Below are 26,209 nucleotides of genomic sequence, written 5' to 3'. Positions count from 1 at the left end.
ACAAACTGTTGGATTTAAAATGAACCATTTGTTTAAATTCAGACGACTAGGAAATTGATTTGTCGAGAGCAATTCGGTTACTTGGAAAATTGAAGACTTCTTCTTTTAGATTAACCTCTGCCCTCTCAATAAAGTAATTTTTTAAATACTGACGAAATATGATTCGTTGACTTTATTAAACTGGATATAAAGGGTTTTTATATGCAAATGAAACAAGAAATACATCTAGATATAAATTTAGAACAAGCGTTAGAAAATACCGATTTTTTTGAACGAAGAAAAATAGTGCGTGCTCTTATCGAGCAAGGAGTGGATTTAACCCCTCAATTATTAGAAAAAGCATTGGCTACGTATGATTTTATGATTATTAGAAATGTTCTGGCATATGCAATTACAATTGGCTTAAAACCAACCACAGAATGCCTGAATATAATGATCGAAGATCGTGCAAAAGTGACAAAGAAAGCCATTTCTGATGCATGGATGCGTGACAGTGCGGTTGATCCTTCTAATAGTATTTATAAACTACAAGCGATGACTGTTAAAACTCTTATTCAAGCGGGTGCTTTAGTAACTCGAGAAGTTATAGAAAAATCGGTACGTGATGATAACAGCTTTGGAGCGCAACGAATAAGAATTGCCTTATCAAGTGAAGAGCTAGAACCCACCTCTGAGACATTAAAAAATGAGTTTGATAGGATCGCAGAAATAAGAAAAAATTCACGAACTCTCGCTCAAGCGTTTCGTACTGGAACTTCAATTTTTAGCAGTTTGCCTAAAGAGCTTTTGATTTCAATCGCATCTTTAAAAGGAAATGATGAGAATGTCATCCAAGAAAATGAGTCAGATGTTGAAATGGCAGCAAACAGTTTTGCGAAACCCTAATTTGCAATAAGTTGGGTCATTTTTGACCCAACAATTTATACTAGAGCACTAGTAAAATGACAATGCGCCTTATTTCTCATTTTGAATAATAGTATATAGTTTTCCCTGGCATATTTTTTAATCGTGAATAATCAATGTGGGTCAGAATGACAACATCGCTGGTTAAATAATCAAAAACTGCTTTAGTACAAAAATGAGCTCAAAAGTAACAAAGGCTTGAGCTCTCTTTATTTTACCTTTACACAAAGCACCTTTTTTGCGGATCAACTTAAAAATAAAGGCAATTGAATGCCCTCATAAATCTTTTCTAATTTGGATCCTATGCCTAACAATCTTAGTGGGTTCGTTTTATCAACAAATCTTCAGCTCAGCCCACGCTTGCTCTAATTTTAAGAGAAATTTATGGGAGAACAAGTTTTTCCCCAACTCATATAGTGTCGTCCTCAGGTATTCCATTTATTGAAGCTGATTTTATTCACAGCCATCATTTAAATTTTGGAACATCAATATTTGCTCATAGTGCATACGTGTTGCTCGCACTTTGATTAGAAATACTATACTAATTAACATAAATCCAAATTCGGATGATCCAAAAAATCATCTTATTCCAAAGTATTTCTTTCGACGGAGTTATCATGAGAGAAAAATCTAAACGAAAGGCACAATTCCAGGCTTCGCCAATTGGAGCAATCCCGAGTTTTGATGAACATGAAACCTCACTTGATTATGTAAAGCTGGGGGAGATTTTTGCTTATTATAGAAACAAACTTGGGATCCGTTTGATAAGAAATGGAGATTTTAATACGCCTGTCCTACAAGCTAATATCAAGGGTTTTGCTGCTCAACTTGATGCAGTTACCGCTAAAACGTTCCCATACTATAATTTTTTAAAAATATGCGAATTCAGTGATTCTGATAAGTCAAAGTCACATGCACACCTTTTAACTAAAGAGCTAAATGAGCTTTATAGTTTTCTGAAATCTAAAGGATTTCTGGAAAATAACAGATTAAAGGAAGATCTAAAATCAGAACAAATACTTGAGATTGAGAATTTTTGCCAAACAAATTTATCTGCTCAAGCTAAAGCCAAATTAGAAGGAAGAAGAAAACGTTTAAGCTCAGACTTTGCCTCTAAAATGCACACTTGTTGCTTAACAAAAGAGCAAGCAATTGATGAAATGCTCGATATCCAAAAGTCTCTTGGTGAAGATGAGATGGTTGGATATGTATTTACAAACAATGTGCGTAGCCAAAGGAGCAATGTACATTTTGAAGCCGTTATAATTACCAAACATGAAATTATTAAACCAGTAGAATGGGGGTTCGACAAACTTCCAAAGGAAATATTAGATCATACCGATAAGGGATTAAACTCGGCTGCCTTTTTCTCTCCTAGAGCAGACTTGCTCTCTGATGAGGGCCGCCCCCCTCAACAGCAGGTGGATCAAAGCCATTCCGGTGCGCTTTGTGTTTTATATCTCAAAAAATTATTGCAGGGTAATGGTAAAGCACTCTTTGAAGACAGTTTAAGAATTCCGCTTTATGATGAAAATAATAAGCTAAATTATGTTTTTATTCCGCCACCCAATATTATGCAATACTCACAAAATGATAAATTTATAAAATTTTACCAAATGCTTATGGGAAGAAAAGTGGAGATTTCTTCAGATCAACCAACCCCTCATGATCTGCAACAATTATTGCTGGAATCAAGAATAAGAGCGCGTTTGTTAGGTGATCATAAGACCGCTGAACTCAATCAGAATCTAATTGATAAATTTGATACTTTTAGTGAGAAATGGTTGCGAGGTTGTGACGAGGCTTGTGAAAAACGGGACGCAATGTTGTTTATTGATAACGATGAGACCAGTTATAACATCTATCTTGCTTACGCTGCAAAAAGATTACTAGATAAAGTGCGTTCTCCTAAAGAAGAACGAGTTGAGCAGGATTCAACCACTGGAAAGAAACAGAAAAAAGAACAGGAAGCTACTAATGTCCTCCTAAACGATTCTCAAGAGCATGCTGTAGAAGCGAGAGTAAACGCATCTCAGAAAGAAGGCCCACCTCAGACATCCATACCCCAAACCGATCGACCCTCTATTTCTAGCCAGGCAAAGGAAAAATTTAAAGAAGATTTGCAAGATTATGTTTTTAAGCGCATGTCCGAAGCAGGGAGTCACGATTTTGCCGCTCATCATCGTACAAAGATAATTACACTTAAATTTGGCTATAGTGCTGAACAAAAAATAGCAGCAGTAAATAAACTGATTTATGCTTTAGATATGCAAGATAAGCTTGAAGAAAGACCTAAAGAAATGAAATTAACTGAGACTGATATTGGCGCATTGACTACTTCCAGGCTTTATGAAAATGTGATTAAGAAACACCTGGAGCTATTTAATCAAATACTTGAAAAATTACCGGAGAATCATAAGGTAGATAATTTTAGCCACGATATCTGATGAATATTTGTTCCTATACTGGTTTAGCAATTAATGTTTTTTTGTTTTCGTAAGCATAGCTAGGCAGTAAGCCCAGCGTCCGATCCTGATGTTTACCCGGAAATTAATTATTAATTTAAAAGCATAAATAATAACGCAAATATCAGCAAATTCATCAGAGCATTTGCTGGGAACACACAAAGCGCTATAAAAATTGTTAATTGTACTCCTAAATTAGGCTAAACTTATTTTTATATCCTCAAGGGAAGAGATTAAAAATGAAAAAGATTGCTTTAGAGGAAGCGATTGTTGTTCCTGGCCGAGATTTAATTTTAGAACACAAAAGCCATTTCGAATTTAGTCAAAACTTAGCTCGTTTAAAAGATATTCATGAACTACGAATTGAGAGTATGGATGAAGCTGGAATTGCCCTCTCAGTGCTCTCTGTAACCACTCCAGGATTACAATCATTAGCGATAGCAGCGCAATTAGAATCTTGCGCCCAAAAGTGGAATGATTATTTAATAGACTGCGTTAATAAATCTCCTAATAGATTTCGGGCCTTTGCATGCCTACCTACTTATGCACCAGAACTTGCAATCAAAGAACTTGAACGCATTCAAGGTGCTAAAGAAATCGTTGGTTGCCTAATAAATGGTTATGATAGTAGTAACTATACACCGGCAAAATATCTTGATGAAAAAGCTTTTGATGAGTTTTGGGGATACATTCATAGCAATAACATTCCAGTTTATATACACCCTAGAGGAATCCCTGAAGAAAGAATAGCTACATATTCACCTTACGCAGCATTACATGGCTCAGCGTGGGGATTTCACATTGAAACAGCGGAACATGTTTTGCGCTTAATGCTATCAGGACTTTTCGATAGATACCCTAACCTTAAAATTATCATTGGTCACATGGGGGAAATGCTTGCATTTTGGGCTTGGCGACTTGATCATCGACTAAAGGAAGAAGGTTGGCGTGAAAAAATTGAATGTAAAAAAACAATTACAGAGTATCTCAATACTAATATCTTCCTAACAACAAGCGGTTTTTTTGATACTCCTTCTTTGATGCATGCAATTTCTACCGTGAGTACAGATAGAATAATGTTTTCAGTTGACTATCCTTATGAAGATAATTTGAAAGCAAGTCAATGGTTGGATTCAGTACAATTGAACGATGAAGATAAAATGAAAATAAGTTACTTAAATGCTGCGAACTTACTGAAAATTTAAATCTACGAACATTTTCCATCTGTAACCTTTAAGTTAAGGTGGCTCCAGCGCAAAGGCAATGTAGGTTCATTCTTAATTATTTATCGTCAAATTCATAATGACTCAAAAACATTTTTTTGCGACATTCCTTCGTCATCATCCTTCGAATAAAAAGGGGGGTTTTCGTGCCCTCGCTGTCCTACTTTTCGACAGGTGAAAAACAAGGCAAATAGTATTAAGAAATGTGGTTAAGTTATCAAAGTAAGCTTATAACTATTTTAGAAGTAAATTAACTCTCGACACTGCCATCTGCAATTAATGAAATTTTAGTGCTATCGTTTCCTTCAGTCTTATGAGTTTTCCCGCATATCCAGCCTAAACTGGCAATGAAGCAACCAAAATTCGTAGTATTCAAACTTCGGGGGCAGGCCTTGAATTTTGAATTGCAACTATGAGACTAATAAAAACCTCAAATTCAAAATTCAAGCCCTGACCCCATTTTTTTCATAGATAACATGAAGCTCATCGTGCCATTTAAGGTGGATCAAATGTATTTCATTAAGCACTGATTAAATTATAAATGGGACGTATGCCGTATTTAAGAAAGCAAATGTTTCCAAATTAGAAATTTACAATAAACAATATGCAGGAGAAATATGGTATAAACGACCGGAAACAAGCATTGCGTACTGCCACTCACTTTACCCGAAGAGGGTTACCGCAAAAACTTTTGGGGACAGAGTGTGTTGAATGACACAAGAGTCCAAATTTAAAACTCAATTTAAGTATTTCTATGCAAACAAAATTATTTCTGTCCAATACACCTAGATATGACTCAACCTTACACCCGCAACATCTGACTGCTGACGGAGCGTACATAAAAATTAATGATTTATCATTGTACGATACAATTAAAATTCGAGACTATAAAATTACTGTTAATGCGTTTCTAAAACGTAACTATGTTTTTGAAGGCAGCGATAATAAATCTTTTATTAATAGACATTCTTTGCGCAATGCCTTCTTATTCCCAGATGGGACTATTACAGTTGGAGGTAAACCCATTATTCAACACTCCGATAGAGCCTCCCATAAGAGGCCATTGGATTATGCTGATAATCCAACGGTTTTACAACTTAGGGAATTAAAAGTATTTCAGTACTTTAGAATCGGCACCGAAAATCCGATTAGAAAAGAGTCCTTTTTGAAACGTCAATATCTTTTTAAAAGCAATAAAGAAGTAGTGCCTAAAAATGACTTGCGTAATGCTACAATTTACGCTGATGGAACCGTTACGGTGTTTGGAAAAGAAATTTTTTGGCAAAGAAGATCTACCTTTCAAAAAATGGACAGTGACACTCAAAATCCCTCAGCAAAGAGAAGAAAAATAGGCCAAACTTCTGGGGAAACCGATTCTACAATGCCGACCAACGAAGGATTCAATAACAGAAGTGAGACTGACCCACAATGTTCTTCTAGCGATTACATACGTCTAAGCGATTTTACTATGCACAATTATAATTATAAAGGTAATGTAGTGAGTATAGAAGATAAGCAAGCTGTTATAAAAAGTGGGGCTATTACTGTGATAGATGGAGAGCTGGTTATTCCTAGATTCAATCTAGAGCAAATACTCGCTCATAACCCTCAAAAGGTAAGTCAAGAAAGTTTGGCACAAACAACATCATCTAAGTTTGGTTTTTTTTCTCAATATTCACTAACTAAGAAAAAACCTGTGGAAGAAGAGCAAAATCAAGCGGATACAGCTACAGTTCAAGAGTCAGAAAATCCCGCTGCTGTAAGTTCTTACATACCTCTTTCACCCGGATTTCTCAGCACAGTTGGTTATTTGGCAAAGGACCTGTCACAAGAAGAGGAAATTTTGAAGCAATATAGCATGGAAATATAAGGCGCCAATTAAAAAAACACCTGTTTCATCTTCATGAAGTGTTCTAAATTGGCATTTAGCGCATTCCTTTTTGGGAATAGGTGGTGATTTTTTATCTCACTGAATTTCTGGAATTGCGTAAAATTAATTTCTGATAAATCAGCCACCAATAACATAAACTATTTCTTGTTTTTTAAACGGTGAGGTTGATATTTCAGTTTTTGAATACATTAGGTCTACACCAGAGAAAAGAAAACCCAGTTACTGTAAAATTACTCAGAGAGTATTTAATTAGGATCGACTTCCTAGATTGAGGCCATTGTTTTGTATATGTTGTGTTATCAAAACGCTTGCAGCACCGAGGGCAAAAAGTCCAAATCCTATTAAGCCTTTTTTTATCATACTGTCTGAACAATCTTTTTTGATTTTCACCCGGTTCTCTATTTGATTGCAGAGTTTGATATGATTTGCTGTCTGAATTTCATCAAACTCACAAGCCCCATTATGAACATAGGGCTCTAAAAATTTAAAATCGGCTTGTTTACTTGTGTGATACAAGGATTCCATTCCAGAATAACAACCCCTAGAGCGCCGCTGTATTTCCTTATCTCTGATAAATCGTAATGATTGGTTTAAGCCATCAAGATGTGGTTTTGCAATGGAGTTATCTTGATAGCTCAGTTGAAATGCGACACCAGAAAAATCCTTAGAACAAGTGGACACTGTAATATCACGAACCTTGATCCATTGTGCTGACTCAACTTCATATTCATCTTGTGGCAGAAGATTCGGCAAATCCTCTTCATGATCAAAAGAACCACAATCGGTAACAAAATAATGTAAAATTAAATGCATGCGTCGACTTCGGCTAAGATATTCCTTTTGACAAACAAACAGCGCACTCTCCTTTATGCTCACTGTGATATTTATTCCAGTTTCCTCAACTCCTTCGGTTTTGGCACAGTCTTTCAAACTCTGATGATATCGTTCTGGCTGTAAGGGTAAAGAATTTCTCGATGGACTGGTTTGCAGGGTTTGATAAGCGGAAGAATTCCCTTTCATAATTTGTTCTTCTGCTTCATCGCGTATTTTATCCTCTACACGACTTACTCCTTGCTCCGCTCCAAAGGGCCCGATGACATTTAAATTCCCGCCTGGCAAGGCTAACTCTTTGGAAATCCCATCACTACGGCGTTTGCTTTTGATAAATACAATATATTCTTCGTCCTGCACCTTTGCATAGTAGATCATCATTGCTGCAACTTTAGGTGCTGGAAAAGGATAAATCATAACCGATGAGCGATGAAGACCAAGTAAAGATTGAGGACTTAATGAATCAACTAAGGTTAATCCATGGTAGGTTAAACGCGGTGTATTAGTTTCAGGATAAGTATCGACTAAACGTACCATAAGGCTGCTAATCAGTTCAGGATGAATTAGCTTTTTTTGTAATAAATCGATTAAAACTGTCGGATTTTCCTGCTGGTATTGCTCAATTAATTTTAGAAATCCTGATAAATGGTTATACTCTGTAACTGATTTATTTAAGAAACGGCTGACTAGTTTCAGGGTATTTAAATCTTTATGGTCAAGCATGTCACAAAGCAAAAAAAAGTTCTTTTTTTCGAGTAGTTCCAGCATTTTTACACCTCTAATTAGAGATGGTGCATGATAGTCAAACTTTAAATCTGATTCAATGTTCCTGGAAAGATGAAGTGGTTAGTTAGATATATCGTATAACCGCTAAGCCCGTTGTAGCCACTGTCACAGTAAGCACGTTCGCAAGAAATCTTCTTAGGTGCGTCAGGTGCATCATGAATTAATAGGTCATCGTCGCAGTATATTAAGATCTAAAGCATATAAGCTCTACTGCCATGATTGTGGCCGTTATGGGAATCAACATTTTATTCTAAGTACCCACTAAAGTACCCATTAAAATCTTTCGAGGAGGGAGAAAAACTTATAAAAACCTTACTGGGATTGGTCGGGACGGAAGGATTTGAACCTTCGACCACTAGCACCCCATGCTAGTACGCTACCAGGCTGCGCTACGCCCCGATCTGGTGGCAAATGATAACTAAGTCTGGGGGAAATAACAAGGGGTTATCGAATAACGAGTATTTTTAATCGGGTGGAGTCCAGCGACACTCGGGGACTTTGAGCTCAGTACCCGAGTTTTAGACCCTACCCGGGTACTGCTAAAGCATTTTTTTTTGAGGAATAATTCTTTTAGTACTTTCTGAAAGCAAAATGCCACAGGCAGTTATTCCTGCACTGCATAGTGATTGCATCTCTTCCTTTTGAATGGTCCAGTAGGGTCCATAAGGGGTCACTATTTGATTAACAGAGGGGGATAGGTGAATGGTCAGCCATAAATAAGTGCCTTTATCTTTTGGATTTGGCCAGTGGTAATAGCACACTAAATTATTATTAGAATTAATGAGTGCTTGCATAAAGCTTATCTTCTCAGGTGCTTTCCAGCCTTGATACTCCATCTGCCAATATAATTTATCGACTTGAAATGCTTCAGGGTTATATTGATGTTGTTGGACGATATGAGCTGGAGGACAAAAATGCACTTCTTCCATTATTTGTTCTCGAGTGAGCTTATTCCAGATTTTTTCCATGAATTCATGAATTGATGGATGGAACTGCACGCCAATTGCAACGCCAACAACAAAAATAATAAGAACTAAAAATAGAATTTTTAAATAGGAATACACTAAAAGCTCCTCAAACTCTTCAAGGCTTCTATAAGCACTTGAAGAGTATCATTATTACAATAATGTTTTAATCTTCTGAGCTTCAAATTTAGAGTGTGCAATTTGAATGTATTGTTTGCAGCTGAGTAATTCTGCATATTGCAGGTCTGCTACTGCATTATTCAATATCTCTTTTGCTACATCAGAAGAGTCTTCCATTATTAAAAGGGCTGCAGTGCTCATTTGTACGGAAGCTCTATGAAGCTTATTGATGCAGCTCTTTTTTTCCTGATTATCCGCCAAGGATATTATAACTCGAGAAAGCTCATAGCATTGATTGGCTAAAAACTCTTTGCTTGGCCCGGACTGCACATTCATGCTTAATACAGGTAAACTTAATATTAACGCTCTTTTTAAAATCATTTTATACATAGATACTCCTGTAAGTTGCCCAATAAACCTGCTTTACTTCACACAATCCCATTGCATGAAGATAAGTTCCATTTTTGAGAAAGGAACTCCTGTTAAACTCTACCGATGCCAATGACTTGTCGTGGGTGAAAGAGAATGTAACCCGTTAGAATGCACGGGTTACGTTTAAGTCATTGAGCTTGGTGCTTAACCGTTTTTGTGCTTGGTTTAAGCAAAAGCATTAATTCCTGTAATATGTTTTCCTAGTACAAGAGTGTGAACGTTATCTGTACCCTCGTACGTAAAGACTGATTCTAAGTTAAGCATGTGACGAATCACATGATATTCAAGGCTGATTCCATTAGCACCTAATAGGTTCCTACACTTTCGTGCAATATTTAATGCTTCCCGACATGCATTACCTTTAGCCAGAGAAATCATCACTGGATTTTCACGATGATTATCTTTTATTCGGCCTATTTGTAAATTAAGACATTGTGCCTTAAGAATTTCAGTATACATATCTGCCAGATCTTTTTGAATAAGCTGAAATGATGCCAAAGGTTTGTCAAATTGTTTACGCTCTAACAGGTAGTCGCGAGTGATATCAAAACAAGCCATTGCCGCGCCCATCGCCCCCCAAGCAATTCCATATCGTGCCTGGCTTAAGCAACTCAGAGGAGCCCCTAAACCTTTTTCACTGCCAGGAAGATAGTTTTCATCAGGAACAAAAACATTATCAAATACTAATTCGCCAGTGATTGAAGCACGCAATGACATCTTTAATTTGATTTCAGGACATCTTAATCCTTCAGATTTAGTATCTACAATAAATCCACGAACTCCTTCCTCGGTTTTTGCCCACACAATAGCAATATCAGCAATGGGTGCATTGGTGATCCACATTTTTGCACCATTCAGAGTCCATCCGCCTTTAACTTTTTTGGCAGTAGTTCTCATACCCGAAGGATCGGAACCGAAATCAGGCTCAGTCAAGCCGAAACAGCCAATGATCTCACCTGTAGCCATTCCAGGTAAAAAGCGCAATCGTTGTTCTTCAGAACCAAAACGAAAGATGGGAAACATACATAAAGAACTTTGTACCGAAACAAAGCTACGTAAGCCACTATCTCCGCGTTCTAACTCCTGACACACTAGGCCATAAGCCACGTAAGAAGCCTCTGCCCCACCATATTCCGCCGGTAAGGTCAAACCCAACAACCCCATTTCTGCAGATTTTCTAATAAGCTCGCGTGGAAATTGAGCATGTTCAAAAGACTCTACCATCAAAGGTATTACATCATTAGTAACAAACCGCGCGACACTATCACGTATCATGCGTTCATCACCGTTTAATTGATCATCAAGAAACAACAAGTCGTCCACTTTCTTTCTCCCTTTTATCTGACTGTAACGCAATTACCGCTTCAATAATACTTTCTTTACTGGGTAACAAATATTGCCAAGCATTACCCAAAGGAATGAAGCAATCTTTGCCGGTAATTCGTTTGATTTTCAATTTGGATGAGGCTTCTTCCAACAACATGGTCATTAATCCTTCGCTTACTGAGCCACTTTGTCGGCCTTCATCGACAATTAATACTTGTTTCGCTTTGGCTATTTCTTTCAAAATTGCTTCGACCGGTAAGGGACTAAGCCAACGTAAATCGACTATTTTCACAGCAATCTTGTGTTCTTCTTGCAGTACCTTTGCAGCTTGCCGTGATAAATAATATCCATTGGCATAGGTTAATATGACTGTGGGGCCCTCTCCAAAAACACCTACTTCTCCCGGCTCGATCTGGGCATCAGGTGCTGGATAATTAAATAACCATCCATTATCACCCGCTTCATGCAAATCTTTGGTCATATACAAAGCAATTGGCTCTAAAAAGACGACTACCCTTCCCTCTTCATGCGCCAGACGCATGCATGTACGCAACATTTTTGCTGCGTCAGGTCCATTTGAAGGAGAGGCGACAATCACACCCGGCAAATCACGTAACACAGCAATAGAATTATCATTATGGAAATGCCCCCCAAATCCCTTCTGATAAGCCAATGAGGCTATACGCAAAACCATAGGGTTTTGATATTGGCCACTGGAAAAGAAGGATAACGTGGAGGCTTCGCCACGAAGCTGGTCCTCAGCATTATGCAAATAAGCCAAAAACTGGATTTCTGGGACGGGAATAAATCCATTGTGCGCCATGCCAATTGCAGTCCCGAGAATTGTGGTTTCATCTAATATCGTATCAAATACTCGGCGTTGTCCAAAACGAGCCTGTAAATCGGCGGTCACTCTATAAACCCCACCCTTCTTGCCAACATCTTCACCGAAAATCAGCATATTAGGATATTGCAGCATTAAATCAGTCAAAGCAAAATTGATCTGCTGGCATAAATTTCGTTTTTGAGCTAATTGTGAAAAGGCATTGGCAAAAACTTTTGCGCGCTGTTCTTCGCTTGGCAAAGGAAATGGTTGTTTCTTAGGTCCGCTGGGAATCAATGAAGACATTACGGCTTCGGCACTAGAGAGTTTAGGCTGTCTTATGACCTCCACCGCTTTGGCTGCAATTAAATCTTTATTACTTTGATATAGACTCAATAAGTCTTCAATACTCATCCAACCTTCGCGATACAAAAGACCCGCCGTATGCAATAAAGGATCTTGCGCTTCTCGAGCTTCGATTTCCGCTTGCGTACAATATTGTGATTCAATATCTGATCCTGCATGCCCTAATAAACGGACACAACGCATGTGTAAGAAAACAGGCTGTTTTTTGACCCGCGCCAAGTACTCTGCCTCTTGTGCGCTCGCATAGGCATCAGCAATATTCAAGCCATCACAAGCAATATAATGCAAACCAGGTCGAGAACTGATGGAGCGCTCTATCCACTGAGGTGGTGTGGGTACTGAAATTCCTATTCCATTGTCTTCACAAATAAACACGATGGGAACAGGATAATTTTGTTGGGCAATCCATGAGCAAGCATTTAGAGTGGTTTGCGTGGAAGCATGGTTTGTAGATGCATCTCCAAAGGAACAAATAATGATTGAGTCTGGATTTAGGTTACTTTGAATATTTAATTCTTTGGCTCGCGTAATCGATAATGCAGCACCCAAAGCTTTGGGTAAATGCGAAGCAATGGTTGAAGTTTGTGGCGGTATATTTAGAGGGACACTACCAAAAACTTTGTGTCGTCCTCCTGAAATCGGATCAGTAGAGGCGGCAACTAAAGAAAGTAAAATGTCTCTAACTCCGTCCGTACCTGGTACTTTTTTAGCACGCTGTAAATAAAAAGCGCCGCTTCGATAGTGCAAAAAGGCCATGTCATCGGGACGAAAAACTTGCCCCCAAACCGCGTTACCCTCATGTCCGCTACTGCCAATAGTATAAAATGATAAACCTTTTTCCTTGAGCTGTCTGGCAATCAAATCAAGAAGGCGTGATTTGATTTGCGAATCAAAGAGCTCGATAGCAGTTTTCTTATCCAATTCCGCCGTTTCCGGACACATTGTACTATGGGGTTTGGGAAAATCTGCTTGTTGTACTCGATTTAAAAATTGCTCATCAACTACAATGGTCCTGTCTAACATCATTACATCCTGTTTGAGTTATTTCTAAGAAGAAAATGATGAGTATATACTGATTCAAAATGAACAGGAAGAATGAGTTTATTTTCATAGAGAAAGGGAACTGCTCCACAGTTACAAAGGTCTTAATAGTTCAAATCTTGAGTTTAGTGTTTAAATAATCTACACTTTTTGTAGGCATCCATTAAAGGGGGCTACATAATGAAATGGATTATTCTTTTAGGAAGTATTGCTTTGGCAGGATGTTGTTGCACCACCGCTTATACACCGGTATACACACCGGCAATTTCATATACCTCAGCAGTTACATACAAACCTGTAGTTAGATATCGACCGGTAGTTTCCTACAGACCTGTTGCTGTCACACGCGTTGTAACTCCTGCTGTTGCACCCGTTGTTGAACCCGTATCGGTTTATTCTTATCCAGTAGGTCCATTAGATGTGACTACGACTAATATTGATTTTTATTGATAAACCATTTATACCCTGGGCGCGGTACACACCGTACCCAGGATTAAAAGGTCTATTTAGATTCCTCAAGTTCTTCCTTTGAAGAATAACCACATCCCTCTTGTGGACAAAGAATTTGTCGACCAAACTTTTTGCTTTCTTTTACCGTCAAAATCGGCCAATTACAGTTTGGGCATTTATGATTTATCGGTTCATTCCAGAGAGCATAATTACATTTAGGATAATTTCCACAAGAATAGAAAATCTTTCCTTTTCTTGATTTGCGTTGCAAGATTTTTGCTTCATGGCATTTAGGACATTCCACCCCTGTGTCAGCTGGTTTTTCTATAGGTTCCATATGCTTGCATTGAGGATAATTACTGCAACCAATAAAACGACCATAACGTCCTGTTTTTATATGCAGGGAACTGGAACAGGACGGGCATACTCTTCCCTCAACCACTTCAGGTTCATTTTTTTCATGATCCTGACCTGCGATATCTTGCGTGTAATCACACTCTGGATAGCCCGTACAGCCAATGAAGCGTCCACGTTTACCTAATCTTATGGATAAGGGTTTTCCACATTTTGGACACTCTTCGTCTAAAACTTCAGTGGTTACATCTTTACGTTGTACCTGTTCATCCGTAGTTTGAATTTGCTGGACAAATGGCTGCCAGAAGTCCTCTAAAACCGGAATCCATTCTTTTTCACCCCGGGCGATGGCATCCAGGGTATCTTCAAGTTCAGCAGTGAATTTATAGTCTACGTACCGGGTAAAATAACCGGTCAAAAAGCGATTTACTATGCGACCAACGTCCGTTGGAAAGAATCTTTTCTTATCAACAATAACGTATTCACGCTGTTGCAATGTGTGAATGATCGATGCATAAGTGGACGGTCGTCCAATATCATATTCTTCCAGTGCCTTAACCAAAGTTGCTTCAGAATATCTTGGCGGCGGCTCAGTGAAATGTTGGTTGGCTAATATATCTTGTACTTTTACTTTTTCACCAACGGTCAAAGCAGGTAATAATGACCCTTCATTTTCATCGTCTTTGGTATCATCACGGCCTTCTTCATACACAGAGAGAAAACCAGGAAACGTAATTGTCGAACCATTCGCACGGAACATATTGCCTTCACCACAACTTAAATCAACAGCAACCGTATCCAAAATTGCATCAGCCATTTGGCAGGCTACGGTACGCTTCCAAATTAAACTGTAGAGTTTGTATTGATCGGTAGTTAAAGCCGATTGCACCATTTCTGGTGTTCGTTTAATAGATGTGGGCCGAATTGCCTCATGCGCTTCTTGAGCATTTTTAGATTTCGTTTTATAAACTCTGGGGGTTGCAGGACAATTATCGGCACCATAACGTTCCGAAATAAATTGTCGTGTCTCCTCTATTGCTTCTGACGATAAATTCACTGAGTCGGTACGCATGTAGGAGATAAGACCCACAGTCCCCGTTCCAATATCTATACCTTCATACAATTGTTGCGCAACCATCATCGACTTTCGGGCAGTAAAACCCAATTTTCGTGCGGCTTCTTGTTGGAGGGTTGAGGTGATAAACGGAGGGGAAGGTTTACGTTTGCGTTGCTTTTTCTCAATTTGAGTTACAAGTAAAGAACCTTGGGCTTGACGAATCAAGTCCTCTTTGATGAGTTGAGCCTGTTCTTCTTTGGATACCGTAAATTGCTGTAATTTTTCATTTTTGTAATGCGTCAAACGCGCCTCAAAAGATACTTTTGTATGAAGGCACTCCGCTAAAATCTTCCAATATTCTTGAGCAACAAAACGTTCAATTTCCTCTTCTCGCTCGACAATAAGTCGCAGTGCTGGACTTTGTACACGGCCCGCAGAAAGCCCTCTTCTAACTTTCTTCCATAACAAGGGAGATAAATTAAATCCCACCAAATAATCCAACGCGCGTCGCGCTTGTTGCGCATTCACTAAATCCATCGAAATTGAACGTGGGTTATTTATGGCGTCCTGGATTGCTGATTTAGTAATTTCATTGAAAAAAATTCGATGAATAGGTTTATCTTTGGTAAGATTTTTTTCTTTCATTAATTCAAAAATATGCCAAGAAATAGCTTCACCTTCGCGATCAGGGTCCGTTGCGAGGAATAAGGAATCTGACTTTTTGAGCATTTTGGCAATGGTTTCGATATGACGTGAGTTCTTTTCAATAGGAACATAAGTCATTGCAAATTGTTTTTCGGGATTAACGGACCCCTTACGTGCTGGCAAATCGCGCACATGTCCATAAGAGGCTACAACCTCATAATCACCGCCTAAATATTTTTGAATTGTCTTCGCTTTTGCGGGTGATTCAACAATCACCAAATGTTTACTCATATAACGTTAACCTTATCCTTTTCACTTCATCCCTAAGCATCCCAATACCCACGTTTGAGAACAACATGGGATAGAGAGGCTGAAAATGAAATATCACCAACTTATAGTAATATAGGTAATAGACGATCTTTTAATGTAATGTCAATTCATCTTCTGTTTGATAGAGAACTAAATCAAGAAAAGCCAATTGTTCTTCATTCAAAGAAGTCGCCAAAGCATTTCTTATTGTCCATTTAGTTTCTTGAAGAGTAACGATGCGAGACTCAGAAAATAATAATTGATTCATAATCATTTCAAATGATTCGGTATTAAGAACTTTCCATAATTTCATACGCATGAGAAATTGATAACTGGCCTTAGTCAGTTTCATTTGCTCATCGTAAGTGAAAATACGAGTTGATGTGTGTTGTTGTAATTTCAAATGTAAAACTTCTTCAGAAGCTACGTCTTCATCTTCATTTAGTTCCGTTGCATCCGAATCAGCGGTTTTATGGCTTTCTTGTAGTTGAGTAAGACTTTGTTCAAATAAACTCAATAACATCTCAAATAAGTTATCTTTCATATACTAACACCTCATATAGCCACCGGGCACAGATACAACAGCCCCATTTAATTCTAATTCTGCAAGTTCACTTGTGACTTGCTCAACGGTGCATCCGCTACGTAAAATGATCTGATCCACTGTAGTCATTTCAAAGCCAATGAACTTTACTAGGTTTTTATTCCCGCTGGCAAGAGGTAAAATAGCTTTATCAGCTGTTTGCGGTTCCGAAACAATTCCTAACTCCTCAAGAACATCCACAACTGAAGTAACTAATTTGGCTCCTTGCTGCAACAGGTAATGACACCCTCGAGCCAGAGGATTGTGAATGGAGCCCGGGATCGCTAAAACATCTCGATTTTGTTCTAAGGCCATTCGTGCCGTGATTAGTGATCCACTCTTGATTGCCGACTCAACAACCAAAATGCACAATGATAAACCACTTATTATACGATTTCTTCGGGGGAAATGTCCAGCGATAGGAGGACTTTTCAAAGGAAATTCGCTTATTAATAGGCCATTTTGAGTAATTTTTTGTGATAATGCCTGATGCCGATGGGGATAAATTCGATCAATTCCTGTCCCTAATACGGCTATTGTTTGCCCTTCGGCCTCTAAACACCCTTGATGAGCCTGCGCATCAATACCTAGAGCCAAACCACTCACAATAGCCACTCCATGCGAAGCGATTGCCTTTGCAAAGTGTCGTGCGTTTTCACTTCCAGTTACTGTCGGATTACGACTTCCTACTATTGCAAGTTTTAGCTGCTTTAAACAGGCAAGCTGGCCTTTAGCATATAAAACAATGGGAGGATCCGTAATTTCCTTTAGTAAAGAAGGATATTCAGGAGACTCCCAGGTAAGAAGATGATGATCGTCTGCTGCATGCAACCAACGCAAATCTTCTTCAATCACATTCATATCGAATTGAGCTATAGCCTGCGCCAAAGCCCCCGGTAAGCCCGCTTGTTCGAGTTCAGTGACGGAGAGTTGAAACATTTGCTGCAACTCAGGCCAACGATTTTGTAGTTTGATAACGGTGCGGGGACCCACTCGTTCCATTCGGTTTAATGCAAGATAATAGGGTAAATTATTCATGGATTAGCCACATAATTTAATAAATTAACAGCGCGTGTTGACCGAACAACCAAGGCAAAACTTGTTTTACTAAACACCCGAAACACCATAAGCTCACCAATACGTTCAGGCGGTAATCGAATAGGGATCAAAGGATTTTTGGGGTCATTAACAGTGCCTGACTCCCTATAAATACCGAGAACATCCCCAGCTTCCAATCCATCACGAGCACCCAAACTAATAACCACCACACCCCCTGCTGCCTCTTCAACATTCCCACTAGGCATCCCATTAGGCATGTCAATAATATAGCCTCGTACAATAAAGAGAGGTGCTTTAGGTTCAAAGTACAAGTTAAATTCAGGACTATTATTAATTAGAACACTATCATGTATTCTAACTCCCTCATTAATGCTGGTTAATAAAATAGTTGCTGGCTCACCCCCCGCTATCAACTCGGCATAACCAATCAAATCGGCTCGATATCCTAAGAGTTCCTTAGTTTTTGGATCCACATAATCTTTCCCCCCTCTAAAAATAGAATAGGCAGGAATCCCGCCAGGGGGAATTTCTCGTGCTGGATGTAATCCTCGAACATAGACCTCATCTCCTTGACCACCTAACATGTGTTCCCCTATCAACGCAACAATATAAGGGGCCCTACTGACTACATCCTGATCTAATATCAGCGATTCATTTAGAAATGGCTTTATATCGCTTAAATGGATTGCAGGAATGGGTTCATCTAAAGGCAAAGGACGGACATTAGGAGATAACTTTATTGTCCCATTGGATAATACTTTAAGGTAAGGTTGGTTTTTGGAATAACGTAAAACAAGCACAGCTCCTGGGTATAAACGATTAGGGTTCTTTAGCTGAGGGTTGGCCTGCAAAAGCTGCTTCCATTCCCATGGATTATTGAGATAGCGATTGGCTATTGTCCATAAAGTATCCCCGGGTTGCACAACATAACGTCCTGGAGCATCTGCTTTTAAACTTAATGCATAGTTTAAGTTAGATAGGAAAAAAAAGAATATAAAGAGAATAAATCTCATTAGAGTCAATCCTTTGTTGGAATATCTTGCAGCCTTACAATATATGAAGGATAATATTAACATGATTTTTGTACAGAGAACCAGATAAACAATGGCTATTCATACGATTCTATATTTACCTGACTCTCGATTAAGAGATGTGGCAAAACCAGTTGTGCATTTTGATGATAAATTGCAAACTTTAATCGACGATATGTTTGAAACAATGTATGACGCACGGGGCGTCGGACTTGCAGCACCTCAAATTGGTGTGAGCTTGCGTCTATCCGTTATTGATATTATGGGAGACAAGCAGAACCAATTGGTTATCATTAATCCTGAAATTATTGCGTCAGAAGGTGAAAAAAAATTTGAAGAAGGCTGCCTTTCTGTTCCTGGGGCTTATGATACAGTTATTCGTGCCGAAAAAGTTACCGTCAAAGCTTTAGATCGAAACGGAAAACCTTTTGAGATTGAAGCAGAAGGCTTACTTGCCGAATGTTTGCAGCATGAAATTGATCATATGAATGGCAAACTGTTTATTGATCTACTATCTCCGTTAAAAAAAGCTATGGCACGAAAAAAACTAGATAAATTCAAGCGCCAACATGCACGTAGATAAGGTCTTGTAGGTTCCACAAGATTTTTCATAAAGATGCGTCCCTTAAAGACGATCCTTGATCGACAGGTAGTTACCATGAGTACATTGAATATAGTTTTTGCTGGAACTCCAGAATTTGGTTTGCCTTGTCTTGAGGCATTGCTGCATTCAAAACATCATATTAAAGCCATTTATACTCAACCAGACCGTCCTGCTGGTCGGGGTAGAAAACTACAAGCTTCCGCGGTAAAAGAGTGGGCTTTAAATCATAATATTCCAGTATTTCAACCTGTGAATTTTAAAAATCCCGAAGCAATTGCAGAGCTTTCAGCTTTAAAACCTGATGTCTTAGTGGTGATTGCTTATGGATTGATTTTACCTAAAGCAGTGTTGGAAATTCCACGCTTAGGTTGTATTAATGTGCATGCCTCCTTGTTGCCTCGTTGGCGTGGTGCCTCCCCTATTCAATCTGTACTCCTTCATGGGGATACCGAATCCGGGGTTACGATTATGCAAATGGATGCAGGCATGGATACCGGTGCTATGCTTCACAAGGTTGCCTGCCCGATCACAGCATCCGAGACTGCACAAACCTTACATGACAAACTGGCACAGATTTCGGCTAGACCTTTATTACAAACCCTCGATGAATTAGCAACCCACACTGAAAAACCTGAAATTCAAAATAATGATTTGGCTACTTATGCCAGCAAAATTAACAAAGAAGATGCATGCATCAATTGGCAGGACTCAGCTGTAGAAATCGACCGAAAAATTCGTGCGTTTAATCCTTGGCCCATCGCCTATACAACCCTTGGGGAGGAAGCGTTGCGCATTCATCAAGCAACTGTCGTAAACCAATCATTCTCACAAACACCCGGTACCGTCATTCGCATCGACAAAAAAGGCATGTTGATTGCAACTGGAAACCAAAGTCTGCTGGTAGAACGAATCCAACTTCCAGGTGCTAAAGTAATCTCAATTGCCGATTGGCTAAACTCCAAAAAAGCACAAGTACATGCAGGGTTTGTGTTTTGATGAACAAGAACGAACGTCTGCACGCTTTAAAAATTTTAACACAGTTATTAACTGAGAAATCCTCTTTATCGCAACTTATGCCTGCAACAGCCGAAGTCACCCCGATGACCAAAGAGATTTGCTTCGGTTTTTGTCGTCATTATTTTCGTTTACAAGCTATCGCGGAATGCTTACTGCAAAAAAAACCGAAAGAACTGGAAATTTGGGTTGCATTACTCATAGGGCTTTATCAATTGCACTACATGCAAGCACCTGATTATGCTGTAGTCAAAGAAACAGTTTCCTTACTTGAAAAAATCAAAAAAAGCTGGGCAAAGGGTTTAGTCAATGCTGTTTTACGCAATTTCTGCCGCCAGCAAAAAGAAATTCTGGAACGCTTAAAAAAAGATACTCGATTTATTCATGGCCAACCCCAATGGTTGTTGGAACGTTTGCAAGCAGATTGGCCGGATAACTGGCAAGAAATTGCCAAAGCAAATGATATGCATCCACCCATGACCTTACGGGTAAATGGGCAAAAAAATTCAGTTACTGAATACCTTCAAATTTTAAATCAAGAAGGCATTGCAGCTGAACCTCACCCTACAGCAGCTGAAGGAATTACTTTAAGCAAACCGTGTGATGTGCACAAACTTCCAGGATTTGCAGAGGGACGAGTTTCTGTTCAAGACGCTGCAGCACAATTAGCAGCCTCTTTACTGTCTTTAGAATCTGGATTACGCCTCCTCGATGCCTGCTGCGCTCCCGGAGGAAAAACGTGTCATATTCTAGAAAAGGAACCCCATCTGTCCGCGTGCATTGGCTTAGATGTTGATGCTAAACGATTGAAGCGAGTTCAAGAAAACTTAGATCGGCTCAACTTGCATGCCGATTTAGTCGAAGGGGATGCCTTAACTCCCGCCAAGTGGTGGGATGGCCAACTATTTGATCGTATTTTATTGGATGCCCCCTGCTCTGCAACAGGAGTTATTCGACGCCACTCCGATATTAAGTTATTACGTAATAATGAAGAAATTGCTGCCATAACCAAAATTCAGCACAACATGCTGAATTGCTTATGGCCCTTGCTCGCAAAAGGTGGTTTACTTGTTTATGCTACCTGTTCAGTAATGGCTGTTGAAAATGAGCAACAAATCGCAAATTTTGTTGCAACCCATTCTGACTGTACGATAATAAGAGAACCTAGGCCATGGGGACGGGCAACAGGGCATGGTCAACAAATTTTACCCGGAGAACAAGGTATGGATGGCTTTTTCTATGCAGTTCTATTTAAGGATAAAAAATGACAATCAATTGGCCTTTGATCATCGTTCTATTCTGCTTATCCATCCCTGGCGTCGTCATTGCTATCAAACGTTTAATTTATTTTTTATTGCCGAATAATTCCGAAGAACTAAAGAACAGAATGAGTCGCTTCGCCATTTTGCAAACCTTATTTATGATCTTTATTCTCAGCTTTGCAGGCGCCGTGTTATCTCCCACGACCGGTTTACATGACGCAAGGCTTGAGGCTCTGCTGCAAGGTACAGCAGGAGTAAGTGTATTACTTCCTATTTTATTACCTACTGTTTTGTATGCCGTGGTGGGAGTAATAATTTTTTTAATTCTCTATTATGGCCTCATCGCACGCATCGTCGATAAGAACAATATGGAAACCATGACTCGTTTACGCACCGCCCTGGGGGTAGATGGCTGTGTTCTTTATGGTGGTGTAGTAGAAGAAATTATTGGCCGCTGGGGTTTAATGAACCTTGCAACCTTTTTTGCGTTACTCTTTACAAACAAATACCCTAGCTTAATCATCTGGATTTCAATTTTTATTAGCGGTTTGGTATTGGTAGTAAGCCAGCTCCCTGTGTACATCGCTTCCGGTTGTACGTCTACCAGACGTTTTATTTACTCGCTAATTATACTAAGCCTTTATCAATCATTACTTTTTGGCTATTTATTTTGGCAATGGGGACTTATTGCCGCGATATTGGCCCATATGTTGTTCCATTTAGGATGGGCAGCATTTGAAAGCGTAAAAAAATCGTAAAGCATCCCCCCCTTAATCTTACCTTAACCTTGATCTTTTATCCTACAAGGGTATGTAGTCACGTTAGGGGGTAGGATATGGCCACTTCAAGTAATGAATTTGCGGCATTGGTAAATCAACTACATAGATCACCTAACGATCATGTTTTACAACAAGCAGTGATCCAACATTTACCAAAAATGATCGCGTTAGCTCGGGATAATCCTATGGCTTTATATCACTTAGCCCATATATATCCACCCACGTCCTCTGAATACAAACAAACCATGCGGCAGGCGGCTAATTTGAAATGTACTAACGCCATGCTTGTTATGGTACAAATTTTAGGGAACTCAAATGATGCTAAGGATCTACAAACCGCGACTTATTATTTCAATATGATTAATAAATCGAATGATTCCTACATTAAAGAACAAGCTCAATTGCTTTTGGATGAATATCCTGGGCTTTTAAAAACCATACAAGAGCAAGAGAAACCTAACGTAAATTACAGTTTGTCTCGCTTCTTTCCTCAACAACGGAAACAAGAAGAACCAGTTGAGCTTGCCCAGGCTGTTGCGTGTAAAGCTTAATCATAAATGTCTTAGCCCTGGGTGAAAGCAAAGTCCGTAACCCAGGCTCTCTATACTGAAATGCCCTCAATTTACGGCCACCACGCTGGTTAGATTGAGAGAACCCCGGAATGAGCCAATGGTCCCTTCCGGCTTTCTCTGCGCTTTGCCTAAGCTACGCCGATGTTCTAAACAATCAAAAAGCGAAAATTCTTTTGGATTTCATTGAGATCAAATTGATTCAAATACAAGGAAAAACTCATCCATGCACTTAACGCAGCTAGATCCTGGAATGGAGGTGGAAGGTACACAGGATTGGATAAAATTCCCCGCTCTTTAAGTTCAGTAAGTAAAGGCAAATCATCGAGAACTAATTTTCCCGTAAACAATAAAGGAATGGAATCAACATGCTTGCGGCTGATCGCAAAACGGATGTAATTGTAAATCAATACAAATCCCTTGGCATAAGATAAATCTTTAGTAAACGGGCCACCTGTAGGCGTACTTCCTCTAAAGACACGTACAGATTGATTGTAACTGTCTTCTTCGCTTAACCCACATTCCATGAAATAATTATAAATATCGAGAAAATCTGCTCCTTGAGTCACCATGTCCAAAGCAATCACCCGATTAGTAATCTTTAACATGCGACTAGGATATGAAGAAAAAGTAACAATCTCCGTAATCACCGCCAAACCTTCCTGAATAACACTGCTGGAAGGAGACCCTTTAGAAAGAAAAAAACAATTAGGCTGCATGGAACCATTGAGGGTGGTCCCTACATGCACCCAGCCTTCATGTACTTCAAGATAACGAATATCTCGATCACTAAACATGGCTTGCTGACTCAATTTAATACTGTCTGCACCTGCAGAAGCATCGGCAATCATATCGTCACTGACCATTACGGTGACCTTACCAGGATGTTTGTCGAAAAATTGGCCTAATCGTGTTTGTAGAATTTCTTGAGCTTGTTGGGGTGTATAACGCTTTACGTCGGCTTCAGACTGTAACTGAACACTAAGCCCTGTTAAGACATCAAAGAGTAAAGTACCCATCTCAGACATACGGGGCCCGCCCGCATAGAATACATCGTTTGGACTGCCATACAATTCTGTGGCCAATTCTGAAAACGCGGGAGTACCTCGTTTGGCAAGCATCTGCGTAGCCCGACTGTATTCCTCGCACTGCCGACGTATTAAACGAGTTAAAGTAGAATATTGTCCAAGTTGGTTCTGGGTATCTCGTAAAATAATCCGGAATTCTTCTTGTTTATCATGGACATCAAAAGGTAAAGGCTTTTTGTCATAATACTCTTTATCGACAGCTGGAAGCTTTTTGCCTTTATGTTTAAAAAAATCCTTTCTTATTGATTCATCCCATTTAATACTATCAAGAATCCTGATTTTACGCTGCGCTTCCACAATACGCTGCGACAACTCCTGTACAATAAGTAACTCAGCTGATTCTGATGGCGTCATAATAAACCCCTTATGATACAGGTGGCGCGATACTTACACGTGCATCCTGGTTCTGTTCAGGCAAATCATAAAAATTACTAATATTTGCTTTCGTTAATGGTGGTGGAACTTCCAATGAGGGACCATTTCGACTACTCAAATAAAGATGTTCACCATTACTGGCATAACGACTACAGCCACAGAGCACAAGTGTTACAAAAAAAATAAAACCCAACTTTTTCACTTAAATCAACTCCAAACTCTTCATCATCTTTTCCAATGGTTCATGATGCTCTTTTGATAAACGAGTTAATGGCAATCTTAATTCATTATCCATTAACCCCATTCTGTTCGCTGCCCATTTTATTGCAATTGGATTGGTTTCAACAAACAATAATTCATATAAAGGCATTAATTGTTCGTTTAAACGTAAGCATGCCGCATGATCGCCATCTAAGGCCGAGTCGCATAATTTAGCCATTAGTTTGGCAACCACATTAGCTGCTGCTGAAATATTCCCCTTCGCACCTGCCAACATCCAGGAGGCGGCAGTAAAATCATCTCCACTATACACATCGATACTGCCTTCTGAAAGTCGCAAAATTTGTTGTAATCGTGTCATCTGTCCCGTCGCATCTTTTATTCCCACAATATTGGAAATCTTCGCAAGTCTTCCGACCGTTTCAGGTAACATATCACATGCCGTTCTCGTTGGCACATTATATAGAATAATAGGTATAGCAACCGCTTCAGCGATTTGACTATAATGCAAATATAGCCCCTCTTGTGTCGGTCTGATATAAGCAGGAGTCATAATGAGTGCGGCATGTGCACCACATTCCATTGCTTCTTTGGTTAATTGAATACAATCTCGGGTTGCATTCATACCAGTACCGGCAATAACAGGGATTCGTTCTTTAGCTTGATCCACTACTGTTTTTATAACCAGTAATTTTTCTTCATGGGATAAGGTACCTGATTCACCGGTAGACCCCGCAGCAACAATACCATGACTCCCCATTTCAATATGAAATTCGACTAACTCTCGCAAACGAGGGACATCAATCTGATCATTCTTCATGGGTGTTAATAAAGCTACTATGCTTCCTTTAAACATAAAGTCCTCTGTTTTTATTATTCTTCATAGTACTAATACTACTGGAAAATATGGGTAAGAGTAAAATTTGATATTAAAAAAAAACGTGCAATCCATAATATGGTCAATTATTTTACATAAAATGTTTTTTTTGTACTAGAATCATAGTGAAGATGAAGCAACTAGGATTTATTGTATTGAATCGTGCTCTATTAATGCAGAAATCCTGAAAACTATAAAAAGGAGTTACACTATGAAAAAAATTATCGCTCCCTTAGTTTTTGTTGGGGTATCAGCTTTTATGCTTGGGGGATGCACCAATACTCAAGTAGGTACTGCTGCAGGTGGTGCTGCCGGTGCAGGTATCGGTTATGCTGTATCTGGAGGTAGTGCACTCGGAACTGTAATTGGTGCAGGCGCTGGAGCACTAGTCGGAAATGCAATCGGTCAAAATCAAGACCGCCGTGCATACTATTACGGCCGATACTATCGCCCTTATTATTACTACTAATACAACTGAACTTCCCCCTTAACCTCCAAGGGTTAAGGGGGTTGATTTTCGTATTTGAAATCCCCTCTCCTAACACTTAACAAGAATTATTAGAATCCAGGAAGAACCAAAAGTGAACCATCATAATTATACTCGGGTAATTTGCCGTTTTTGTTCTCTCTTTAACCTTTAGGATAACAGTCCTTGATAACCTATTTTTCTATATCTAACAAAAATCTTAGGAATATAAGGCAATATCAAATTTCCATTGCTATACTTCTTAAAGAATTTTAAATAAGCCTAAATATCTGATC

The 26,209-nt window shown here is 39.2% G+C and carries 23 protein-coding genes and 1 tRNA gene; 11 read left to right on the top strand and 13 right to left on the bottom strand.

What is annotated here, in order from left to right; all coding sequences use genetic code 11:
* The first annotated feature begins 201 nt into the window (after window positions 1–201).
* The 4 genes from HBNCFIEN_RS03685 (at window position 202) to HBNCFIEN_RS03670 (ending at window position 6,461) form a co-directional block, all read left to right on the top strand.
* Entirely contained in the window at window positions 202–885 is a 684-nt protein-coding gene (locus HBNCFIEN_RS03685; protein WP_182392736.1) for a hypothetical protein, read from the top strand.
* 635 nt (window positions 886–1,520) lie between these two features.
* Window positions 1,521–3,350 carry a hypothetical protein gene (locus tag HBNCFIEN_RS03680; protein WP_182392735.1) on the top strand — a complete coding sequence of 610 codons (1,830 nt, stop codon included), beginning with the start codon at window positions 1,521–1,523 and terminating at the stop codon, window positions 3,348–3,350.
* 257 nt (window positions 3,351–3,607) lie between these two features.
* Window positions 3,608–4,573 carry an amidohydrolase family protein gene (locus tag HBNCFIEN_RS03675; RefSeq protein WP_182392734.1) on the top strand — a complete coding sequence of 322 codons (966 nt, stop codon included), beginning with the start codon at window positions 3,608–3,610 and terminating at the stop codon, window positions 4,571–4,573.
* Window positions 4,574–5,345: 772 nt separating this feature from the next.
* Window positions 5,346–6,461, top strand: coding sequence for a hypothetical protein (locus HBNCFIEN_RS03670; protein ID WP_182392733.1), 1,116 nt, complete (start codon window positions 5,346–5,348; stop codon window positions 6,459–6,461).
* A gap of 270 nt (window positions 6,462–6,731) precedes the next feature.
* Here HBNCFIEN_RS03670 and HBNCFIEN_RS03665 read toward each other — a convergent pair whose 3' ends face one another.
* From HBNCFIEN_RS03665 to HBNCFIEN_RS03640, 6 genes are all read right to left on the bottom strand, one after another.
* Window positions 6,732–8,081, bottom strand: coding sequence for an NUDIX hydrolase (locus HBNCFIEN_RS03665; protein WP_182392732.1), 1,350 nt, complete (start codon window positions 8,079–8,081; stop codon window positions 6,732–6,734).
* A gap of 340 nt (window positions 8,082–8,421) precedes the next feature.
* Window positions 8,422–8,498 (bottom strand) — tRNA-Pro (locus tag HBNCFIEN_RS03660).
* A gap of 140 nt (window positions 8,499–8,638) precedes the next feature.
* Window positions 8,639–9,163, bottom strand: coding sequence for a hypothetical protein (locus HBNCFIEN_RS03655; RefSeq protein ID WP_182392731.1), 525 nt, complete (start codon window positions 9,161–9,163; stop codon window positions 8,639–8,641).
* Window positions 9,164–9,217: 54 nt separating this feature from the next.
* Window positions 9,218–9,574 carry a hypothetical protein gene (locus tag HBNCFIEN_RS03650; RefSeq protein ID WP_182392730.1) on the bottom strand — a complete coding sequence of 119 codons (357 nt, stop codon included), beginning with the start codon at window positions 9,572–9,574 and terminating at the stop codon, window positions 9,218–9,220.
* Window positions 9,575–9,781: 207 nt separating this feature from the next.
* Entirely contained in the window at window positions 9,782–10,939 is a 1,158-nt protein-coding gene (locus tag HBNCFIEN_RS03645) for an acyl-CoA dehydrogenase family protein (RefSeq protein ID WP_182392729.1), read from the bottom strand.
* On the bottom strand, window positions 10,917–13,154 hold the full coding sequence (locus HBNCFIEN_RS03640; RefSeq protein ID WP_182393595.1) for an alpha-ketoacid dehydrogenase subunit alpha/beta: 2,238 nt from the start codon (window positions 13,152–13,154) through the stop codon (window positions 10,917–10,919). The genes HBNCFIEN_RS03645 and HBNCFIEN_RS03640 overlap by 23 nt, the downstream gene beginning before the upstream one ends.
* Before the next feature lie 198 nt (window positions 13,155–13,352).
* Between HBNCFIEN_RS03640 and HBNCFIEN_RS03635 the strand changes: the two genes are divergently transcribed.
* The gene (locus tag HBNCFIEN_RS03635; protein ID WP_182392728.1) at window positions 13,353–13,622 is read left to right on the top strand and encodes a hypothetical protein; all 270 of its coding nucleotides are present in this window, start codon (window positions 13,353–13,355) and stop codon (window positions 13,620–13,622) included.
* Window positions 13,623–13,674: 52 nt separating this feature from the next.
* Here the strand turns inward: HBNCFIEN_RS03635 and topA are convergent, their stop codons facing one another.
* The 4 genes from topA to HBNCFIEN_RS03615 all read right to left on the bottom strand — a co-directional run bounded on the left by topA (window position 13,675) and on the right by HBNCFIEN_RS03615 (window position 18,642).
* Window positions 13,675–15,969, bottom strand: coding sequence for a type I DNA topoisomerase (gene topA, locus HBNCFIEN_RS03630; protein WP_182392727.1), 2,295 nt, complete (start codon window positions 15,967–15,969; stop codon window positions 13,675–13,677).
* Between the two features lie 130 nt (window positions 15,970–16,099).
* Complete coding sequence (locus HBNCFIEN_RS03625) at window positions 16,100–16,531, bottom strand: DUF494 family protein (RefSeq protein WP_182392726.1); 432 nt, start codon at window positions 16,529–16,531, stop codon at window positions 16,100–16,102.
* A 3-nt stretch (window positions 16,532–16,534) separates the two neighbouring features.
* Window positions 16,535–17,608 carry a DNA-processing protein DprA gene (gene dprA / locus HBNCFIEN_RS03620; protein WP_182392725.1) on the bottom strand — a complete coding sequence of 358 codons (1,074 nt, stop codon included), beginning with the start codon at window positions 17,606–17,608 and terminating at the stop codon, window positions 16,535–16,537.
* Window positions 17,605–18,642: a LysM peptidoglycan-binding domain-containing protein gene (locus HBNCFIEN_RS03615; RefSeq protein WP_182392724.1), complete on the bottom strand. Its 1,038-nt coding sequence runs from the start codon at window positions 18,640–18,642 to the stop codon at window positions 17,605–17,607. Before HBNCFIEN_RS03615 ends, dprA begins: the two co-directional genes overlap by 4 nt.
* Window positions 18,643–18,733: 91 nt before the next feature.
* Between HBNCFIEN_RS03615 and def the strand changes: the two genes are divergently transcribed.
* The 5 genes from def (at window position 18,734) to HBNCFIEN_RS03590 (ending at window position 22,870) form a co-directional block, all read left to right on the top strand.
* Window positions 18,734–19,243: a peptide deformylase gene (gene def, locus HBNCFIEN_RS03610; protein ID WP_182392723.1), complete on the top strand. Its 510-nt coding sequence runs from the start codon at window positions 18,734–18,736 to the stop codon at window positions 19,241–19,243.
* 75 nt (window positions 19,244–19,318) lie between these two features.
* The gene (fmt, locus tag HBNCFIEN_RS03605; RefSeq protein WP_182392722.1) at window positions 19,319–20,260 is read left to right on the top strand and encodes a methionyl-tRNA formyltransferase; all 942 of its coding nucleotides are present in this window, start codon (window positions 19,319–19,321) and stop codon (window positions 20,258–20,260) included.
* The gene (gene rsmB / locus HBNCFIEN_RS03600; RefSeq protein ID WP_182392721.1) at window positions 20,260–21,546 is read left to right on the top strand and encodes a 16S rRNA (cytosine(967)-C(5))-methyltransferase RsmB; all 1,287 of its coding nucleotides are present in this window, start codon (window positions 20,260–20,262) and stop codon (window positions 21,544–21,546) included. The genes fmt and rsmB overlap by 1 nt, the downstream gene beginning before the upstream one ends.
* Complete coding sequence (locus tag HBNCFIEN_RS03595) at window positions 21,543–22,298, top strand: CPBP family intramembrane metalloprotease (RefSeq protein ID WP_182392720.1); 756 nt, start codon at window positions 21,543–21,545, stop codon at window positions 22,296–22,298. The genes rsmB and HBNCFIEN_RS03595 overlap by 4 nt, the downstream gene beginning before the upstream one ends.
* A 77-nt stretch (window positions 22,299–22,375) precedes the next feature.
* Window positions 22,376–22,870, top strand: a complete 495-nt coding sequence (locus tag HBNCFIEN_RS03590; protein ID WP_182392719.1) for a hypothetical protein — start codon at window positions 22,376–22,378, stop codon at window positions 22,868–22,870.
* 167 nt (window positions 22,871–23,037) lie between these two features.
* Here HBNCFIEN_RS03590 and HBNCFIEN_RS03585 read toward each other — a convergent pair whose 3' ends face one another.
* The 3 genes from HBNCFIEN_RS03585 to dapA are packed head-to-tail and all read right to left on the bottom strand — an operon-like array spanning window position 23,038 to window position 25,426.
* Complete coding sequence (locus HBNCFIEN_RS03585; protein WP_182392718.1) at window positions 23,038–24,330, bottom strand: flavohemoglobin expression-modulating QEGLA motif protein; 1,293 nt, start codon at window positions 24,328–24,330, stop codon at window positions 23,038–23,040.
* A gap of 10 nt (window positions 24,331–24,340) precedes the next feature.
* The gene (locus HBNCFIEN_RS03580) at window positions 24,341–24,553 is read right to left on the bottom strand and encodes a hypothetical protein (RefSeq protein WP_182392717.1); all 213 of its coding nucleotides are present in this window, start codon (window positions 24,551–24,553) and stop codon (window positions 24,341–24,343) included.
* A complete protein-coding gene (dapA, locus tag HBNCFIEN_RS03575) occupies window positions 24,554–25,426 on the bottom strand; it encodes a 4-hydroxy-tetrahydrodipicolinate synthase (RefSeq protein WP_182392716.1) in 873 nt (290 codons plus the stop codon).
* 232 nt (window positions 25,427–25,658) lie between these two features.
* On the opposite strand from dapA, the gene HBNCFIEN_RS03570 reads away from it, so the two are divergent.
* Window positions 25,659–25,916, top strand: a complete 258-nt coding sequence (locus HBNCFIEN_RS03570; protein ID WP_182392715.1) for a glycine zipper domain-containing protein — start codon at window positions 25,659–25,661, stop codon at window positions 25,914–25,916.
* The last annotated feature ends 293 nt before the right edge of the window (window positions 25,917–26,209 follow it).

It is taken from the genome of Legionella sp. PC997, from assembly GCF_014109825.1.
Taxonomy (GTDB): Bacteria; Pseudomonadota; Gammaproteobacteria; order Legionellales; family Legionellaceae; genus Legionella.
The sequence above is the reverse complement of the archived record's forward strand: the minus strand, read 5'-3'. Positions and strand labels throughout refer to the sequence as shown.